The 19,343-nt window shown below is 50.9% G+C and carries 16 protein-coding genes and 1 pseudogene; 10 read left to right on the plus strand and 7 right to left on the minus strand.

All coding sequences use genetic code 11. The annotated features are described in order from the left end of the window. Nucleotides 1-4 precede the first annotated feature (4 nt). Nucleotides 5-958, plus strand: a complete 954-nt coding sequence (locus KJS57_RS09275) for an ABC transporter permease (RefSeq protein WP_211026182.1) — start codon at nt 5-7, stop codon at nt 956-958. Between the two features lie 65 nt (nt 959-1,023). Continuing rightward, nucleotides 1,024-1,890, plus strand: coding sequence for an oligopeptide ABC transporter permease (opp4C, locus tag KJS57_RS09280; RefSeq protein ID WP_244861480.1), 867 nt, complete (start codon nt 1,024-1,026; stop codon nt 1,888-1,890). 1,984 nt (nt 1,891-3,874) lie between these two features. Here the strand turns inward: opp4C and KJS57_RS26420 are convergent. Then, nucleotides 3,875-4,696: pseudogene (locus tag KJS57_RS26420) on the minus strand (VanZ family protein); the annotation flags it as partial. 236 nt (nt 4,697-4,932) lie between these two features. Here KJS57_RS26420 and KJS57_RS09290 point away from each other — a divergent pair. From KJS57_RS09290 to KJS57_RS09300, 3 genes are read left to right on the plus strand one after another with little or no spacing between them, the layout of a single operon-like run. Further along, nucleotides 4,933-5,766 (plus strand): DUF6492 family protein, encoded by an 834-nt coding sequence (locus KJS57_RS09290; protein ID WP_213654553.1) that lies wholly within the window; start codon nt 4,933-4,935, stop codon nt 5,764-5,766. Between the two features lie 44 nt (nt 5,767-5,810). Next, nucleotides 5,811-7,187 carry a sugar phosphate nucleotidyltransferase gene (locus KJS57_RS09295; protein WP_213654554.1) on the plus strand — a complete coding sequence of 459 codons (1,377 nt, stop codon included), beginning with the start codon at nt 5,811-5,813 and terminating at the stop codon, nt 7,185-7,187. 58 nt (nt 7,188-7,245) lie between these two features. Continuing rightward, on the plus strand, nt 7,246-8,016 hold the full coding sequence (locus KJS57_RS09300; protein ID WP_211026196.1) for a YheC/YheD family protein: 771 nt from the start codon (nt 7,246-7,248) through the stop codon (nt 8,014-8,016). A gap of 109 nt (nt 8,017-8,125) precedes the next feature. On the opposite strand, the gene KJS57_RS09305 is transcribed toward KJS57_RS09300, so the two are convergent. The 4 genes from KJS57_RS09305 to KJS57_RS09320 form a co-directional block, all read right to left on the minus strand. After that, a complete protein-coding gene (locus KJS57_RS09305; protein WP_213654555.1) occupies nt 8,126-9,166 on the minus strand; it encodes a hypothetical protein in 1,041 nt (346 codons plus the stop codon). Between the two features lie 3 nt (nt 9,167-9,169). Beyond that, nucleotides 9,170-9,514 (minus strand): PadR family transcriptional regulator, encoded by a 345-nt coding sequence (locus tag KJS57_RS09310; protein WP_211026200.1) that lies wholly within the window; start codon nt 9,512-9,514, stop codon nt 9,170-9,172. A gap of 238 nt (nt 9,515-9,752) precedes the next feature. After that, on the minus strand, nt 9,753-10,577 hold the full coding sequence (locus KJS57_RS09315) for an NmrA family NAD(P)-binding protein (protein WP_213654556.1): 825 nt from the start codon (nt 10,575-10,577) through the stop codon (nt 9,753-9,755). Between the two features lie 66 nt (nt 10,578-10,643). After that, nucleotides 10,644-11,093 carry a MarR family winged helix-turn-helix transcriptional regulator gene (locus KJS57_RS09320; RefSeq protein ID WP_244861464.1) on the minus strand — a complete coding sequence of 150 codons (450 nt, stop codon included), beginning with the start codon at nt 11,091-11,093 and terminating at the stop codon, nt 10,644-10,646. Between the two features lie 211 nt (nt 11,094-11,304). On the opposite strand from KJS57_RS09320, the gene KJS57_RS09325 reads away from it, so the two are divergent. The 4 genes from KJS57_RS09325 to KJS57_RS09340 all read left to right on the plus strand — a co-directional run bounded on the left by KJS57_RS09325 (nt 11,305) and on the right by KJS57_RS09340 (nt 16,357). Then, nucleotides 11,305-12,714 (plus strand): deoxyguanosinetriphosphate triphosphohydrolase family protein, encoded by a 1,410-nt coding sequence (locus tag KJS57_RS09325; RefSeq protein ID WP_213654557.1) that lies wholly within the window; start codon nt 11,305-11,307, stop codon nt 12,712-12,714. 181 nt (nt 12,715-12,895) lie between these two features. After that, nucleotides 12,896-13,936 (plus strand): helix-turn-helix domain-containing protein, encoded by a 1,041-nt coding sequence (locus KJS57_RS09330; RefSeq protein ID WP_211026206.1) that lies wholly within the window; start codon nt 12,896-12,898, stop codon nt 13,934-13,936. Nucleotides 13,937-13,942: 6 nt separating this feature from the next. After that, nucleotides 13,943-15,193: an FAD-dependent oxidoreductase gene (locus tag KJS57_RS09335; protein ID WP_213654558.1), complete on the plus strand. Its 1,251-nt coding sequence runs from the start codon at nt 13,943-13,945 to the stop codon at nt 15,191-15,193. A 249-nt stretch (nt 15,194-15,442) separates the two neighbouring features. Then, a complete protein-coding gene (locus KJS57_RS09340) occupies nt 15,443-16,357 on the plus strand; it encodes a DUF5692 family protein (RefSeq protein WP_213654559.1) in 915 nt (304 codons plus the stop codon). Between the two features lie 108 nt (nt 16,358-16,465). On the opposite strand, the gene KJS57_RS09345 is transcribed toward KJS57_RS09340, so the two are convergent. Beyond that, nucleotides 16,466-17,035: a thymidine kinase gene (locus KJS57_RS09345; protein ID WP_213654560.1), complete on the minus strand. Its 570-nt coding sequence runs from the start codon at nt 17,033-17,035 to the stop codon at nt 16,466-16,468. 217 nt (nt 17,036-17,252) lie between these two features. Between KJS57_RS09345 and KJS57_RS09350 the strand changes: the two genes are divergently transcribed. After that, nucleotides 17,253-18,125, plus strand: coding sequence for a pentapeptide repeat-containing protein (locus KJS57_RS09350; RefSeq protein ID WP_213654561.1), 873 nt, complete (start codon nt 17,253-17,255; stop codon nt 18,123-18,125). Between the two features lie 79 nt (nt 18,126-18,204). Here KJS57_RS09350 and KJS57_RS09355 read toward each other — a convergent pair whose 3' ends face one another. Continuing rightward, on the minus strand, nt 18,205-19,332 hold the full coding sequence (locus KJS57_RS09355) for a toxic anion resistance protein (protein ID WP_211026237.1): 1,128 nt from the start codon (nt 19,330-19,332) through the stop codon (nt 18,205-18,207). Nucleotides 19,333-19,343 lie beyond the last annotated feature (11 nt).

The raw sequence follows: 19,343 nt of genomic DNA on the forward strand, positions 1-19,343 counted from the left end.
ACGTTTGTTCAAGTATGTGATTAGGCGGCTGCTGATTGCAATCCCGGTGCTGCTCGGGGTGACCGTCATCAATTTTATCATTATGAAAATGGCTCCGGGCAATCCCGTGGACATGCTGATCAGTCCGCAGACTCCTGCGGCTGCGCTGGAGGCGAAGCGGATCGAGCTCGGCCTGGACGCTCCGGCCTACGTTCAGTATTGGAGCTGGTTCACCCATTTGCTGCGCGGGGATCTCGGTTATTCCATGGTAACGTATGAACCGGTCGGCCGAATGATTTTTGACCGGCTTGGACCAACCCTGCTGCTGATGGGGACCTCCCTGATCATCGGCGTTGCCATCGCGATTCCGCTCGGTATCCTGAGTGCCAGACGACAGTATTCCAAGCTGGATTATGCGGCGGTGACGGGGTCTTTCCTGGGGATCTCGATCCCGAACTTTTTTCTCGGACTCGGACTGATTTACGTATTCTCTTTATGGTTGAAAATATTGCCTTCGAGTGGAATGAGCACCTTGGGAGGCAACGGCGGGTTCGTGGACATTCTGCTGCATTTGATTATGCCGGTGATCGTGCTCACGGCGAATGTAGCGGGCCGAAACATACGTTACGTCCGCTCAAGCATGCTGGAAATTCTCGAGCAGGATTACCTGCGCACGGCGCGAGCCAAAGGGTTGAAGGAAACGCTGGTCATCAACAGACACGCTGTCCGTAACGCCCTCATCCCAATTGTTACTGTACTTGGCATGGAGATTCCGATCCTGTTCGGCGGTGCGGTTGTAATCGAGCAGATCTTTTCGTGGCCGGGCATCGGCCAACTGACGATGTCTTCCATTATGAGCCGGGATTACTCCACGATCATGGGGCTGAATTTGCTGGCGGCCGTCATCGTCATTCTGGCGAATTTGCTGACGGATATCGCATATGCCTTGGTCGATCCGAGAATCAAATACAGCAAATAGGGAGCGGCGGTTAAATGAATTTATTTAAAAGATATTTTGCAGGGCGCTCGGAAGCGCAGGAGGAGATGCTCGGCTGGCCGGAGGGGGACGAGAATTCCCGGACCCTGTTCTGGCGCAGGTTCAAGCGGCATAAGCTCGCCGTGGCGGGGCTTGTGGTCATTGGCATCCTGACGTTATGCGCGATCTTTGCTCCTTTTATAACGGCATATAAGCCGACCACCGTTACGGACAGCTTTGGCGCGGCGCCTTCGCTGCAGCACTGGCTCGGTACGGATCAGGTCGGCCGCGACCAATTGTCCCGCCTGATCTATGCCGCTCGGGTGTCTCTGGCCGTCGGCCTGGGTTCGATCGTCATCTCTGCGGTCATCGGCACGGTGCTCGGCCTGATTTCCGGCTATTTCGGCGGATGGATCGACAGCATCATTATGCGGCTGACCGACATCTTCATGTCGTTCCCTTATATCATGCTGATTCTGGTCGTCGCCAGCATTGTCGGACCGGGCCTAACCAACATCATCCTGATCCTCGGGGTACTCGGCTGGCCGGGCGTGGCCCGGCTGGTGCGGGGGAATGTGCTCTCGGCCAAAGAGAACGACTATGTCAAGGCCGGACGCGTGCTTGGCTTCAGCTCGGGGCGCATCATCTTCTCGCACATTCTGCCGAATGTGGTCGCGCCGATTCTCGTGTACGCCACGTCCGGCGTGGCGGGCGCGATCCTGGACGAGGCCGCACTCAGCTTCCTCGGTCTCGGCGTTCAGCCGCCGACGCCGAGCTGGGGCAACATGCTTGCCAGCGCCCAGTCGCTGACGGTGCTGACCTCGCAGCCGTGGCTGTGGGTCCCGCCTGGCCTCATGATCATATTGATCGTGCTGTCGATCAATTTCGTCGGCGACGCGCTCCGGGATGCGCTTGACCCGAAGAACAACAAATAAAAGATGGAAGGCCGCCCTTGGGGCGGCTTTTTTATTATTGTTGGAGCGGAGGATGGTGAGGAATGTCAGAGGAGAGTTGGATGAGATAGCACGCTCGATTAAGCCACCAACGTTTAACGGTTTGCAGTTCAACTAACTATGTCCGCGCACCTATCTGATTATTAGAAAGTCACTGAAAAACCTTCGACTGATGATCATATAGCCAGTAACTACACCTTCACACCCCTCGCACCCCTCGCACCCCTCACAACCCTCGCACCGCTCACAAACCGTCACAACCTCTGATTACTTAAAAACTGGCGAAACCCTCGACTGTCGATCGCTAATCCACTAACTACGAACCTGCAACTTGGGGAAATTAGATGGAATTTCTACAGCTAATTCTGGTTGGCTGATGTCATCTGTGAAATTAGATGCATAACCTACATTTAATTTAGAAGGTTGGCCCCGTTTTTCGGGTTTTGAGTTGAATTAGCTGCAGGTTTTACAGTTAAAAGACAGAAAGACGAAAAAAACACAAAAATAGCTGTAGGTTTTACAGTTATTTTTGTGTTTATGGCGAGATTGGGTCTTTTTGGAGGAACGCTTACCCTCTTACTGGAATACGAAGAACTCAGATTAAGCTTTTTCTCCGTGGATATCAGTAGACAGTTTCCACATAATTTTGTGCTGCGTTTTGCTGATTTTTCATAGAACAGCTGAGAGCTTTTTTGGAACAAATGCTTGATCACATGATACACCCCTAACCCCTCACACCCCTCACACCCCTCACACCCCTCACACCCGTCACAACCGTCACACCCCTCACAACCCTCACAACCCTCACAACCCTCACAACCCTCTGATTACTTAAAAACTGGTGAAACCCTCGACTGTCGATCGCTGATCCACTAACTACGAACCTGCAACTTGGGGAAAATAGATGGAATTTCTACAGCTAATTTTGGTTGGCTGATGTCATCTGTGAATTTAGATGTAAAACCTACATTTAATTTAGAAGGTAGGCCCCGTTTTTCGCATTTTGAGTTGAATTAGCTGCAGGTTTTACAGTTAAAAGTCAGAAAGACGAAAAAAACACAAAAATAGCTGTAGGTTTTACAGTTATTTTTGTGCTTATGGCGAGACTGCCTCTATTCGGATGGACGTCGCCCTCTTAATTCGAAGAACTCAGATTAAGCGTTAAAGTTAAGCCTTCAGGTTAAGCCTTGTCTCCGTGGATATCGGCAGACGGTTTAAACATAATTTTGTGCTGCGTTTTGCTGATTTTTTCATAGAACAGCTGGGGATCCTTTTGAAACAAGTGCTTGACCAAATGAATGAAGAACCATACGTCTATCGCCAGTACGAGCATTCCGAGCAGAAATCGGGATATTCCCGGGAAATCACTGGACGAGAACGCCATCATACGGTTTAAACCGAACAGTACCCAATAAAGCATACCGTTGCGCAGAATAAGGGCAAACAGCGTGATCCGGGTTGGATCGCCCGCTTCACGAACGTTGCTGATTTGTTTGGTACCCGATACGCTCCCCGCCGCACTACTCGCATTAGGCGTACCGATCGCACCACGAGAACTGTCTGCACGAAGGGCCTTTTGTGTACTAAGCGCTCTGTCCGCATCAATAGAACTGTCTGCACGAAAGGCTCCTTCCGCACCGTCCGCACTATTCTCACTCAGCACCCCGTCAGCACCAAGCACCCCATCCGCTTTCAGCGCTTTATCTGCACCAAGAGCACCATCCGCTCTCAGCACTTTATTTGCACCAAGAGCACCATCCGCTCTCAGCGCACTATCCGCACCATCCGCACTATTCGCTCTGAGCGCTCCGTCCGCACCAAGCACCCCATCCAATCTCGACGCTCTATCCGCTCCAAGACCTCTTCCAGCGCCCGGCACACTGTTCGCACCGGACCCGCCCATGGCACGATCCATTCCACTCCAGCGCTCCGCTTTGGATTCAGTGCTTGTTCCGGCGCTCCTGATCAGCCTGATCCGCACCAGCCATTTACCGAACGTACAGCCGCCGGTCAGGTAGGGGAGCAGGATGAAATACAATCCCGTCGATACAAAGTAGGCACCCGGAATTCGGAGTGTGTAGCATATTGTCATGAGAATGATGCAGATGGCGAAATCGAACATGAATGCCAGACCACGCCGGGTGTAGGAGACTCTTTTGGTGGACAGATCCACTCCCTTATCCAAATGTTCAATGCGCGGTAGCAGGCCTGACAGCCACACGGCGGCCAGGAATCCAATCATTCCTCCAAGGGTGTTGGTCATCAGATCATCCACGTCGAACACCCGGTAGGCATGATCGTACAGGCCGTATATTCCGGTCAGTTGCGTCACCTCGAAGAAGAGGGACAACAGGAAGGAGAGCAGCAGGCACCGCAAAGGACCGATCCGGAAATAGTAACGGACCAGCATTCCAAACGGAACGGTTAGAAGCACGTTGAACAATACCTGGAGAACAGCGCGCTCTTTTAGCAAATGTAGATAGGTTGAGGGAACTCCTTTAACGACAGAGGTTTCTCTGAGTATGTCCTGGATAAAGTTAAATGGCACCAGTTGCATCGTACCCGCGCTCAGCGGCAGATTGTGACGGGTGGCGGGCAAGGGCAGCATCACCAGGAATACGGCGTTCATCAGATAGAGCAGAAACAGGTAGAGTACAAAAGCCCGGACCTTGTTAATGTAACCGTGTCTGCGGTACTGCACTACGAGAAACGGAAGCGTAAAAAATAACGCGGCCACAGGAAATGCCATAAAGGCATAAGCGATAGGAAACAGGTAGGACTCAAACATGGGAATGGACACCTTTCGTATATGATCAAATTAATAAATGAAATAGCTTCGAAATAGTTTCTGAAAACCTTCGGAAAAAAGCTTCGTTTCAACGCTGCTTATCATCTTAACATACGGAGTTTAAGCCCGGGTTTAAATTTAGTTTAAAAATTGAAGCCCTCTCCGGCATAAGACCATTCGCAAGGCACCCGGGATACATATGCTATTAGCATCTTTTAGGATATGGAGATGAAGCTATGCCTCTTAGCAGGACCGGCCGCATTCATGCTGCCGTCAAAATTGATGTGCTGATTCCGGCAATAGAAAAAGATCTCGGTTCGCTTCCCTATGTAATTGATGCCGTAAGAGCACAAGTGCAGCATCCTATCGGCCAAATTATTATCATCGCTCCCAAAAGGAAAAGAATGATGGATTTTTGCCGTGCCAAAGGCTGCAGATTTGTAGACGAGAATACGGTTCTGCCGCTGACCAAGCGGGACATTTCTTATGGCTCGGCCAAGTGGGAGCGGTCGGGCTGGCTGTTTCAGCAGCTGCTGAAATTGAGCGGGGACCGGTTATGCGGTAGTGATTATTTTCTAGTCATCGATGCCGACACCGTGCTGATTACGCCGCACAGCTTCCGTTCCGGGGGAAAGAGTGTTTTTTATTGCCGGAACTGGAGCCAGCCGGAGTATTTTAAGACGTACAGGAGACTCATGGGCCGGAAGGTATCCTCGTCTTCTTCTTTCGTAACCCACTATATGCTGTTTGATAAGGCAAAGCTGTCCCGTATGAAAAAAGAGATCGAAGCCAGACACGGAATGCCATGGTACAAGGCTATTATTTCCAGCATGAATAGAAGCAAACAGTTTGCCTTCTCGGAATATGAAACGTACGGCAATTACGTCTACTCCACGGACCGGGCACGGACCCTGCTCCGCAAAGCGCGCAACAAAAGCCTGCACGGCAGTCCCGGCGAAATCGGAAAGCAGCGGCTGGCCGGATTGGCCAAAACGTATCGTTCGCTGTCTTTTCATAAACGGAAAGGGTATGTGAGAACGCCTGGCGTGAGTCGCGCCCGCCGCAAATAAGAGCCTGGCGGAAAATTCAAAGGATGACGGGGAGGAGATAGAACTTGCGGATTGTTCTCCTGTCGGGCGGTTCCGGCAAGCGGCTGTGGCCGCTGTCGAACGAAGTAAGATCCAAAGCGTTCCTAAAGCTGCTGAGGTCTCCGGACGGCGGGATGGAATCGATGATTCAGCGAATATGTCGCGGGCTGGAGCAGGCGGGACTGATGGGGCGCTGTTGCATCGTCACGCATCATTCCCAGGTGGAAATAACAAGGCACCATATAGGCGGAGACATTCCAGTCCTCGGCGAACCTCAGAAGCGGGGTACCTTTACCGCGATCGCCCTGGCGGCGGCATACTTGCATTCCGTAGCAGGGGCGGAAATTGACGAGACGGTGATCGTGATGCCGGTCGATTCCTTCGTCGAGCCCTCCTTCTTTGAGCTGCTTCAACGAATGCCTGCCGCCCTGGCGGATTCAGGGGCAGACATGGCACTGCTTGGCACCGTTCCGCGATTCCCTTCGGACGCCTTCGGCTATATCGTTCCGAAATCCAAATACTCGGCTGGGAGTTATGCGGAAGTCGGTTCATTTGTTGAGAAACCGGACAAGGCAAATGCGGAGATTTTAATCTCGCAAGGCGCGTTGTGGAATTGCGGCGTCTTTGCCTGCAGTCTGCGCTATCTCCTGTCCTGTATGGCGGACAGAGGAATTCAGCCGTTATACGAGGGGCTGCTAAATCGCTATGACAGCATGCCACAGGAAAGCTTCGACCGCGAGGTGGCGGAACAAACACAGCGGGCTGTTGTTCTGCCGTATGACGGAATGTGGAACGACCTTGGCAACTGGAATGAGCTCACCCGCTATCTGTTAAGCCGCAGCTTAGGCAAAGGGAAAATATCCGAGGACTCCGCAGGTACCCATTTGGTCAATGAGCTGGCCATTCCGATCCATGTCGTCGGGGCTCCCGGGTTAATCGTCGCGGCAAGTTTAGACGGTATTCTCGTGGCGGGAAAGAGTGCGGCCAGCCGGATCAAGAGCGAACTGGAGGCTGGGGCTTCTTTTCCCATGTATGAGGAGAAGAGGTGGGGAAGCATCTCCATCCTGGACATTTCCCGTTCGGACGGGGACAGGGAAACGGTGATCTCGAAGATCAGAATGCTGCCAGGCAAGCATACCAGCTACCACCGGCACCGCAGCGTGATCGAGGCATGGACGATTATCTCCGGTTCGGGAGAGTATGCGCTGGACGGGAAGATACATTCTTTGTCCGAAGGCGACAGCATAATCATCCCTCCGGGGATTCCGCACGGCATAAAAGCGCTCACTTTGCTGGAATTCATTCAAGTCGAAAGCGGGGCAACGCCGGTAAAAGAGGATATCGTGAGAATGCCTCCGGTGTTGGGTTGGAATATCCCTGATAAGAAGGATGGCCGGAAATAGTGAGTCACGGCAATATGCAAATACAAATTCAAATTCAAATAAAACTGGAGGAAATAGAATGGGGAGATCAGGAGGATCCACGCTCACAAGCAAATGGATTAAAACCAAAGTATTGATGCGGAGCACCGCGATCTCGCCGCTGATTCCGGAAACAGTTCGGTTCAGCAGGGAGAACCTGAAAAAGATGCTTCAAAAATACAAAATGGTCTATATCAAGCCTGAGCGCGGGACCTATGGCAACGGGGTAATGCGAGCCGAAGTTGTCACGGAATCGGGAAGAACGCTATACCAATACCAAAGAGATACGAAGAAAACAAAAAAGTCGGACATCGAGGCCTTTTACCTGTCATTGAAAAAGCATATCGGAAGCCGAAGCTATCTGATCCAAAAAGGGATTGTGCTGCTGAAGCATCAAGACCGGCGATTTGACCTTCGGGTCATGGTTCAGCTCAGTCCAAAGGGGACATGGGAGACTACAGGCATGATCGGAAGGGTGGCCCAGTCCGGCAAGATCGTTACTAATTATCACAACGGGGGCAAACCGACTTCTATAGAGAAGCTTCTATCTCCGCATATGAATTCGGCCCGTCAGGCTGAATTAATCCGGCGCTTGAAAAAGCTGGGGGAAGATATCGGCCGGTTTTATCATAAGAAAAATCTCGGCTTCAAGCAGTTGGGCGTAGACGTGGGACTCGACCGTACGCTGACCCCTTGGATCATTGAGGTCAACACCAATCCGGATCCGTATATTTTCAACCAGTTAAAGGATAAATCCATGTACCGGAAAGTTATGGCCTATCGGCGAGCGCTTGGAAAGCGAAAGTCCTGATCCTTCATTATTGATGACTCTGGTATGAAAAAAAGCGTATGGTCCCGGATGCCTCATCCATTTGCCATACGCTTTATTAATTATCTAAAATCTGCGTGAGAAGCTCTTTTTATCTTATGGTCGTAGCTCCCGATTCCTCCGGCATTCTGATACGGAACCATTTATACACTTCGGAAACAAGGTCAATGATCGTGAAGAGCCCGATAAAATAGATAAGGTTATGGGTGACCGCAAACCATATCGACTTGAGGTTCTCGTAGTCCTCGCCGCCTTGCGGAGCCCATCCGACGGCCTGAAGCTGACTCAGGAAATCGTCGTTCCAGAAACCCGGCGTGTTCAACAAAATAGCGGCAAAGACCAGTCCCAGCAGGCTTAGACAAATATGGAAGATGAGGATCGTCAACGTTCGGCGGCGAACAATTATCTTCAGAACTTCCCGCATGACGCCTAACGCTCCCAAAACGCCGATGAAAGGCAGGTATTTGCCTATGACGTCGGAGTTCATAAGCGGAATTGAGGTCACGAGACCGTCGTGAAACCGATATGCCCCAATGAGCTCGGATCCGAACATGAAGATCACTGTAAACAGCACTGTAAAAATAATGCCTGCCACCGGCTCCGAAAGCTTAATCTGCGATTTAGGATCGGGAATAGGGGGGAGGTCGGCGGGAGACCACTTTTTAGACATATCGCCATGGCCTGCATATTTCTTATGGGCTCCGAAATCGATGAATGCATAGATAACCGTTACCCATACGAAACCCTGGGAACCAGCGGATATCAAGGACACAAGATAATCGATAAAGTGGTCGAGAATCGGTGCGGGCTCAACGATACAATCAATGACAAAAACGACGCTCATCGAAAGAAGGATGGCCATCAAGACGATTTTGATGACGGACAGGTAAGAGTCAAATAGAGCCGGGCTGATCAAATATCTTTCGTGTCCCCGATATTTGGCCGCCATGACGCTCGGATGGCCGAGCTGTTGAAGCACCTGTTCCACATCCTCGCGGGAAGGCGCGGTAAGGGGGGACCGTTCCTCAAGCATATCTTCAATCAGCCCATAGAGCTCCTTGCGAATATCATTTCTTTGCTGCTCAGGCAGCTTCTGTACTACTGCATAAACATAACGATCGATTAGTTCCATCGATTAACCTCCTTCAAGGTCTACAATTTTCTCCATACTTGCGGTGAGCTCTCGCCATTCCCGGCATAATCCCGAATATACAGCACGACCGAACTCCGTCAGCACGTAATATTTGCGGGGGCGGGCTTCGTTCGTATCCCAGCTGCTCTCCAGCAATTGCTGCTTCTCCAGCCTTCTAAGCAGGGGATAGAGGGTTCCGGGATCAATGCTCATTCCCTTTTCTTCGAGAACCGAGACAAGCGAATAACCGTACTGGGGATCTGACAACTGGCTGAGAACCCCGATAATGATCGTTCCGCGTCTCAGTTCGCTTAGTAATCCTTGTATTGTTTCTGCTACGTCAGCCATATTATCAACTCCTGATGTAATCATACTGTATGACACACACTATTGTAAAGGGTCTATTATAATTTTATACAAAATAATAACAGGTATACATTTGTATGCAAAAAACAGCAAAGGAGCCCTGAGGCAACGCCTGGGCATGAATGCGCCAAACGCGGCTTCGCGGACGCGTTCGGGAGCTACGCGCGCGAAGCAGGGGTTCCTTCGCTGTGTATGCTATTTCAATATAGTTCCATTACGTCTATATTCGTTGGGCGGTCCCAAACATCGTCCTAAGCTCATCTTTGATCGAGCGGAGCGGGGAGCCTGCCAGCCTCGCCAAATCGGGCGACGCGTAAGACATGTCGGCGAGCTTGAGCATTTGAAAGACAGGATTGGAGTAGTCGGGGGAGGTCCGGCAAATAACGGGGCATCCGGTTACCTCTGTCAGTGCTTGCGCCAAATCCGCCATGGTCCAGGTTTCAGGCGCGGTCAGTTCATAGGTTGAGTTCTCATGGCCCTTCCCGGTAAGAATCGTTACAGCCGCCGCGGCTAAATCCTCTCTGGCCGCCGTATTAAAAAACCATTCTCCCGGCGGGATGATGAGCTCGCCGGTTTCGGCCGCCTCCCGAACACCCAGAAATTTGAGGATATCCATATAATAGGCGTTCCGCAGGAGGGTGTATGGGATTTTTGACTCTTTAATCGCTTGTTCTGTTTGCAAATGCAGCTGGTGCAGCGGCAGTTTTCCTTGTTCCGGCCGGGCGATGCTTGTATAGAGGAGGTGTTCCACGCCTGCTCTTTGAGCCGCTTCTACGGCACGAAGATGCTGCTGTAAACGAACTTCATCGTTCTGGTGGGAGGAAGAGATCAAGAGCAGCTTCGAAGCTCCGTAAAAAGAAGATTCAAGGGAAGCGGGATCATCGTAGTCCCCGTATCTCACTTCCACCCCGAGATCGCTCCATGCTTTGCCGGCTTCCGGACGGCGCAGGCTGGCCACGATATTTTGAGCAGACTCGACTTTCAGCAACAGCTTTAGAATATGTTTCCCCAAATTGCCTGTAGCTCCGGTAATGATGAGTTTCATACGGTTTCCATCCTTCCATTTTGGCTAAAATAGTTAAACGCTTAACTAAATAGGCGCAAGAAACTTTCAATCAAGTTTCTTGTGCAATTTATGAAGCAGGCTTAGCAACTGCTGCAGCTCTTCCTCGTCCAGGCTCTTCATATTTTCCGCAATTGTCTCGCGGTTTCCCGGCATCACATCGTGCAGCAGCCGCTCGCCTTCCGCCGAAAGGATAATTCGGCGTTTACGGCCGTCTTCGGGATGGCTTGCAGTATGAATATAGCCAAGCTGTTCCAGCGGTATCAACATGGCACTGATATTTGCCTTGGTGACGCCGATCCGGCCGGCGAGCACAGAAGGAAGAATATTTCCGCCCGCTTTGGCGATTTCAACCAGGATTCGGATTCGAGCTCCGTTTAGATTTTTGGATACCCAATACTTCTCGGAAGCCGCTACCAGATGAGCGGTCGTATCCACCATGGCGAAAAAGGTCTGGACCTCCAGAGGCTGTTTCGTCACATACTTTTGAATAGTCAATGGTTTAAATCCTCCGTAATTTAGTTAAATGTTTAACTAAGTGGATCGTACTACAGAGCGGATAATATGTCAATTTTATACAACCGTTCTTATAAACAGGCTTTAAGTTCGGCCTCTGGACGGCTACAATAACATAAGCAGATCATATTCCATGTAACGTAAAGCCAGATTCCGCCAATAATAGGCTGAAGTGATAAAAGGAGTGCAGATCATGAATATTCAGGAATTAAGACAGCACCGGCAATATCCGGACAATATCGGGCATGAGACGAACCGCGCGACGTTCGAACGCGATTATTCCCGGTTGATCCATTCGCCGACCTTTCGCCGGCTGCAGGGGAAATCACAGGTGTTCGGCGCCGGAACCGGGGACTATTACCGCACCCGGCTGACCCATTCGCTCGAGGTGGCGCAAATCGCCCGTGAGGCGGCGCGCAGCCTGATCCGGGCATACCCGGAGGTGGCGACGGAGACCGCGGAACACCCCGGCTTGATTATCGACCCGGAAGTGGTGGAATGCGCGGCGATTTCCCACGATTTCGGGCACCCTCCTTTTGGACATAAAGGGGAAGAGGTGCTGGAGAATATTTTGGAGAATCTGATCGAGCAGAAGATCAACCAGGAGTTGAAAGGGAGAAACGCTTCGCCGGAAGAAGAGGCGCGTACCCGCGAAGCGTTCCGGCGGAAATACGAGCATTTCGAAGGCAATGCCCATAACTTCCGGCTCATGATGTTCTTGGAGAAACGGGAAAACATCGACGGGTTGAACCTTTCCGATGCGGTACTCTTGGGGACCAACAAGTACCCCTATCCCGGAACGGAGAACAAAAAGGGCCTTTACCGGCATGAATGGGAGTATATTTCCTATATAAGGGACCTATGGGGGCTTCCCCGGGGGAAGAAGACGTTTGAAGCCCAGCTCATGGATCTGTGCGACGATATCGCCTATTCCGCCCATGATCTCGAAGACGGAATCAAAGCGGGCAAAATCGAAGTTCACGAGCATTTTTTGTTCGATTCGCATATCCAGCGGCTGATCGTTGAGAAGATCATGACCCTGGAGGATGTGTTCTGGGACAATTGGACGCCGGACCGCATCCAGCTCAAGGTGGAGGAAGTGCTTACCTCGTTCCTGAACGTCTGGAAGACGAAAATGCCGATCTGCGGCCATGACAATTCCCGGACCCGGCGGGAGGTAAAGGCGTATTGGGTCAGCTTATTCGTAGGGAGCTTGGGCGTGGTGGCCGATGGCGATTGGCAGAAGGTCACCTTCGTGAGGGAAGGCAGGGAAGACGAAGATATGCTGCGTACGGTCAGCGTGCTCAAGAGCTTTGCCTGGGTGACGATGATCCGGGATCTCCGGGTTCAGCGTTTGCAGAAGCGGAGCGCCTGGGTCATCAAACGGCTGTGGGACGCTTTTGTCGATCCGGTCACCTCGAAGTCGATCATTCCGGGAGACTGGCTGCGCCGGTTCGACCGGGATCAGCAGCAGGCTCATCCGATCTGGACTTGGGAACATATGATTATCGATTATATTGCGGGAATGACGGACGCCTATGCCGAAAAAATCTACAACGAGCTGTACGGACTGAAAGTCGGAACGATTTACGATATGGATTAGTGGAGACACATCAGAGAGCCCCAAGCCTATACCAAGGTTGGGGCTCTTGTCATACCTTTTTTTTCTTCGATTTTAACTCTTGAATCAGCGATTGATATGTAACTCATCTCATTGATGGATACCGGCAGTATCACTAACATGATATGTAATAGGGCGGTAAAGAAAAGGGGGCGACACACCTTTGAATGAGAACCAGAAGTACCAGGTGATCCAACATGGAATGACCGGGGGCAATATAGCTAAAACCTGCAAGGAATTCGGGATTTCAAGAACGCTGTATTACCGCTGGTATAACGCCTATACGCAGCAAGGAATAGCCGGCCTGGAAAGGAAAGAACGCAAGCCCGCGATGCCAAACCAGGTGGACAGAAAAACTGAAAGAATCATTTTGCAATATGTTATTCGTTTTCCACAGGATGGGCCAAGACGGATTTATTATGAATTGCAGGATGAAGGAGTGAAGACGGGGGAGTCCGGTATATATAACGTGCTGCGGAGACATGGGCTGAGCCGGAGGAAGGATCGTGAGCGGTATGCAAGCGAGGCGAGAGCGAAGAAGAAAGCAGGGTCTGGCAGGGAATCAAGCCCCACGGTAATCCAGCGAAAGGAACCTCAGTTGGATTATCAGATGAAGGATCCGAATCATGCGTACCCCGGCTATATATGTTTTCAAGCTATTCAGTACATAGGCAGGTTCCCGAAGGTCGGAAGCGTGTATCAATACGTGCTTATAGATTCCTATTCTCATCTGGCGCTAGTAAAGCTGTACAATCGGAAATCAACGATCCATCTTGTCGAATTCATGCGCATGAAGATCATACCGCTGCTGAGAACCTTTCATTTGAGAATCGACAATCTGGTCACTAACAAGAGCCAGGAATTCTCGACAGCCTGGGAGCGGGGAAATCATAAGTATACGGAATATTTACATAAGCAAGGTATTAATTTCAACGCTTGCAGCGCCGATCATCCGGAAGTATTCCAGCCGCTGCACGAGTTTACCGGGATTCTGAACCGGGAGTTTTACAAACCCGCTTGGCGGGACGGGGAGCTGCAATCTTTTGAAATGCTGGATCAGCGATTGAATGAATATATGAACTACTATAACTATCAACGCCCGCTTGGGGGTGAAGCCCATTCCGGGAAGACCCCATCCGATATGGTGCTCGACTACAGTGGCGTCCAGGAGCCTTTGCCGCTCTGGTTATATACAAGGAGATGACAATTTATGGTCAGGGACGAAAGAATCGGGATCGTGGGTGCGGGAATCTCCGGGGTTACGCTTGCCCATGAACTAGCCAAGAAAGGTTATTCTCATGTGACGATCATGGAGAAAGAAGACCGGGTGGGCGGCAAATGCCACTCGATTGAATATAAGGGCAAAACCTATGAAATGGGGGCTTTAATCGGACTGCCGTCGTATAAGATGACGATGGAGCTCATGAAGGAGTTCGGTTTGAAAGAGAGCGGCCCTTTACTAGAGCGCGGTTTTTTTAACAGGGAAGGGCATAAAATCTCGCAGATTCCAAAGGAGCAGATGTCGGATTTTGCTAAAGAGTTTAAGCGGCTGCCGGCACTGTTTGGCAGATACGAGTCGCTTAAAGCTCCCGGTCTGGAGCATATTCCCTCGGACCTCTGCAAGCCTTTCGCTTGCTGGTGCGATGAAAATGGGCTGTTCGTGCTCAAACAGGTGTTCATGCACTATTTCAGCGCTTTTGGTTATGGCAGCATTGATGAGGTTCCCGCTGCTTATGTCATGAAGCTGCTCAATGTCGATAATCTGATGTCTTTCATTGAGATTACACCGATGATCACCTGGCCTCAGGGAGTAACCGATTTGGTAAAATGCATGGGCGACAGGGCATCCGATCTGCGGCTCACCTGCGAGGTGAATCGTATTGCGCGGGAGGCGCCGGGTAAAGTGAGGGTGGAGACGAATCAAGGGAATCTCTATTTTGACAAAGTGATTTACACGGCCTCACTGCGGGACCTGCCGGACAAGACTGATCTGGAGGAGGAAGACCGCAAGCTGCTTAAGAAAATATTCCACGAACGATTCCGGGTTTATGCTTACAGGGTCGACAACATCCCCAAGCTGTCGGGTTACATTCCGGGGAATATGGGACCGGACAACAGAGGACGAATGATGGCCTGGTATTACAGGTGGGCGGATCTGGAGGAGAGCGATCTTCTTACCATTTACGTGGCCGAGAATGAAGAGATGAGCGAGTCGGAGATGCGGGAGAGTATTGAAGCCACGCTCGCCAGCCTGGGAGGGAAGAATATCCGGCTCTACATGATGAAATGCTGGAACCATTTCCCGCACGTGGATACGGCGGCACTGCAAAGAGGATTCTATACCCAGCTTGAACGTGCGCAAGGGAAGTACGGCATCTATTTTGCCGGGGAGATCATGAATTTTCCGACGCTGGAGAATTGTATTATTTATGCCAAGGCATTGGTGGAACGCTATTTTTGATCTGTCATAATGTGTCGAAATACGCGATTATTTTACTTTGATGATTTGTTTACACTTTAAGTTTAAAAATACCGCGTCCCATGTGGGTTTGTGATAGAAAGAACTCCTGATAGGATGTGTAAACCTATCTTGAAAGCAAAGTCCGCCAGCCCTTGTGTGGCAAGCCTTTCCCTGATTTGAAGACAAATCGCCAAACCGCTATATTCAAGGCAGGAAGCGATTTCATGAAGAAGTTAGGGAGGGTTATGCATGTTTTTATTCGAAGCTATGCCTTGGTACTCCGTCCTGATGTGGTTTGTGGTACTCGGAGGCTTAATGCTTGTGAATGAACTGGCGCGAATGAGTAAATGGGTTTCGATATTACTCTTTCTCGCTCTGCCGATTGTTCTAACTATTGCTGTTTGGCCAAATACGGCCGGAGAAGGTTCCAGCGTCGGCACCTGGTTTCATTGGGTGAAGGTCTATTCCGCACTGGCGGGCTGTCTCGGATTTATGGCTTTAAGGTATGTCAAAGGATGGGATAAGAACAAATATGTGTTGATGTTTCCGGCAATCATTCTGGCAGTTAATATTCTTGAAGCCGTAATCCGGGATTTTCAGGTATATCGTTTAAACGGTATCGTCGACGGCGTAATGATGATCGGCGGGCCATGGAATATTATGAACGGAATTGCCGGATTGCTGAACATTATTACGATCTCCGGCTGGATGGGGATTGTGGTCAGCAAGGGCCGGTCCAAGGATATGATCTGGCCGGATCAGCTCTGGTTTTGGATCATCGCTTATGATATTTGGAATTTCGCCTATGTGTATAACTGTGTATCCGACCATTCGTTCTACGCAGGGGCCGCATTGCTCATCTCCTGTACGATTCCGGCCTTCTTCTTTAAAAAGGGAGCATGGCTGCAGCATCGGGCTCAAACTCTGGCAATTTGGATGATGTTTACAATGTCCTTCCCGATGTTTGTCGGGGAATCCAAGTTTGCGGTTCAATCCTCTCACAGCGAAACGGCATTGTGGGTAGTAAGCGCATTGTCGCTGGCTGCGAATATCGCGGTATTCGTTTACCATGTGTACAAAATTACCAAGCATAAACGTAATCCGCTCAAAGTGGAAGTGTATACCGATTTGAAAGCCTATAAAGCGATTGCCGAGCAGAATTAAGGCTTCGGATCCGGCCTGCTCACTGTAAGGCTGGAGAAATAAGTCTCATCAAAAAAAGCCCCGCACCAGAATTTCCTGGTTCGGGGCTCTTGTCATAAGAGGTATTCGTTACAATGGCGGGTTGGTATGGCATTTGCGGCATACCGGATAATAGGACTCGTTGCCGCCGATCTGGATTTGCTCACCTGTATATACGGGTTTGCCGTCTTCGACGCGCAGGTTCATCGTTGCTTTGCGCGCACAGAACCAGCAGATGGTCTTCATTTCTTCTATTTTATCCGCATAAATGAGCAGTTGACGGCTGCCCTCAAACAAATGATTCTGAAAATCGTTCTTCAAACCGAATGCCATGACCGGGATATCCAACTCATCGACGATCCGGACCAACTGGAGAATGCTGTCTTCGTTTAAAAACTGGCATTCGTCGATAAGCACGCAGTACAATTTGGGACTATGATCCCGCACGATTCCGAAAATATCCGTATCTTCGGCAATCGGAATCGCTTCTCTGCGAAGTCCGATCCGGGAAGAGACAAATCCGACTTCATCCCGGTTGTCCAGGGCGGACGTGAAGATGAGAACTGGCTTGTTCTGCTCCTCGTAATTGTGGGCTACCTTCAAAATTTCAATCGATTTCCCGCTGTTCATCGCTCCATATTTAAAAAACAACTGTGCCAATGGGGACTTCCTCTCTGTATTCATATCGCTTGAAGCTTTATATACAAAACACAATTATTTTATCATAATTCAGGTCGATGGTGAGCCCATTATACTGAATGGAATGAAGGGATTTTTTGTAATACCGCTTGCCAAATGGCTGCAGTGAGTCTATCATGGTTTTTGCCATAAAAAAGAAATGGATATGGTACGGCTGTAGCAGAAGGGGATAAACGCAATGCGTGAAAATAATGAATTTAAAATAGATTCCTCCGGTGAACTCCGGGATCATCTGCAGGGCGACTGCGAGAACTGCTTCGGCTTATGCTGTGTGGCGCTGCCATATGCGGCATCGTCAGATTTTGCGGCCGATAAGGATGCGGGTACGCCATGCCCGAATCTGCAATCGGATTTCCGCTGCGGCGTTCATACGACCCTCCGGGACCGGGGCTTCCGCGGCTGCACGGTTTACGATTGCTTCGGCGCCGGGCAAAAAGTTTCTCAGGATACCTTCGGCGGGCAACATTGGCGCCAAGCTCCGGAATCGGCCAAGCAAATGTATGAGGTGTTTCCGGTGATGTGGCAGCTGCATGAGCTGCTCTGGTATCTGACGGAAGCCCTGGCGATGCCAGCTGCGAAGTCCATTCACGGGCAGCTTCAGGCTGCGCTTGAGGAGACGTTGCGACTCACCGATTTGAGCTCGGACGAGCTGTTGCGGGTAGAGGTAGGGCTGCACCGGGCGGAGGTCAACTCACTGCTGCTGCAAACGAGCGAGCTGGTCCGGGGCGAAGCCCGCCGCCGGCACAAAGGCCCGTTGAATCCGCCCAAGAAGAAGCTGGGCCGGGGAGCGGATCTCATCGGGGCGAACCTGAAGGGAGCCGACATGAGATACGCCAACCTTCGCGGGGCTTATCTGATTGCAGCGGATCTTCGTGGAGCCGACTTGCGAGCGGCTGACCTGATCGGAGCGGATTTCCGCGATGCGGACATCCGGGGGGCCGATCTTACCGGCAGCCTCTTCGTCACCCAGGTTCAGCTTAACGCGGCCAAGGGCGACGCCGCGACCAAGCTGCCTCCGGGACTTGGACGGCCGGGCCACTGGTCGGCATAGGTTATTTGCCGAGCGCATAGAAAAAACAGGCATTCCCGCAAAGCGGGGTGCCTGTTTTTTTGTTAAAATAAGTGCTATTTTACAGACCCAAACGCTGCCCCTTCTCGAGCCGCTGGATCTGCTGCTCACCGCTGTCCGCCATTTCGCGGAACTGGATGATCGTATCGCGCATTTTTGGCAGGGCTTCCTGCTTATAGGTACTGATCGAATCGAAGGCCGACAGCACATCGGCAAAGGCCTGCTTCAGCGTATCCACGGAAATGCTGGTTTCAAGCGATTGCTTCTGGATGGCTGCGCCTTGATCTTTCAGCATTCTTGAAGTGCTGCTGATCAGTTGGTCCGTCGTTTGGTTCAGCAGCTCGATTTTCTTCAGGACGATCCGTTGATTGTAAAGAGCGCTGGCGACAGTGACGGAAATCTTCAACGCGGAGACGGTCACGTTCTTGGCCCGGTCAACGCCGCGAATCAGCTCCTTGTTATTGCGGATGACGACCTCGATCGCCATAATGCCCTGCTGGTTCACGACCAGCATTTGCTGCAGGTCCATAACGCGCTGGCGGAGCGGGAACAACACTTCCTCCGTAATGAACCGGATTTTATCCTCGGATTCCTGCCGTTGCTTGGCGGCTTCCAATTGGTTTTCGATCTCCGTGTCCATCAGCATGCCGAGCTGAATTTCCTTTTGCAGCTTTTTGGTCAACTCGCGCAAAGCCTGCTGTTCGAATTCCAGGGTCGTATTATCATTTTTCAAAGTGGATTTGCCCTTATCAAGCGACACAATGATATCGGAGATAACGGCATCCGCCTTCTCAAACTTGGCAAAATAGCTCCGGAGCGGGTTGAATATTTTACCCAGGAATCCGGTTTTGGCAAAGTCGACTACGCTGGGATCCAGATCTTTGAGCTGAAGGTGCAGCTCCGTCAAGCCCTTGGCGACTTGGCCGCCGTCATCCCCGGTTTTGGACAGTTTGCCTACAGACACCTGCAACAAGGAGTTCTTCTCGGAGGAAGACTTCATCGTATTCATACCGAAGCTATCGATGGAATGCAGGATTTCTTTGCGCTTCTCCAAAGATTCGATATCAAGCTCCAAAATAGCGTTGACGTTATTCGAAGCCAAAAGCTGGAGCTCCGACACCTCTTCCGGTTCAGGCTGGACCTGCTCCTCGATTGCGTTTTTCAATTGCTCGGGACTTACGACTTCCATGCTGAATGCTG

The organism is Paenibacillus vini, assembly GCF_018403325.1.
In the GTDB taxonomy this organism is placed as follows: Bacteria; Bacillota; Bacilli; order Paenibacillales; family Paenibacillaceae; genus Fontibacillus; species Fontibacillus vini.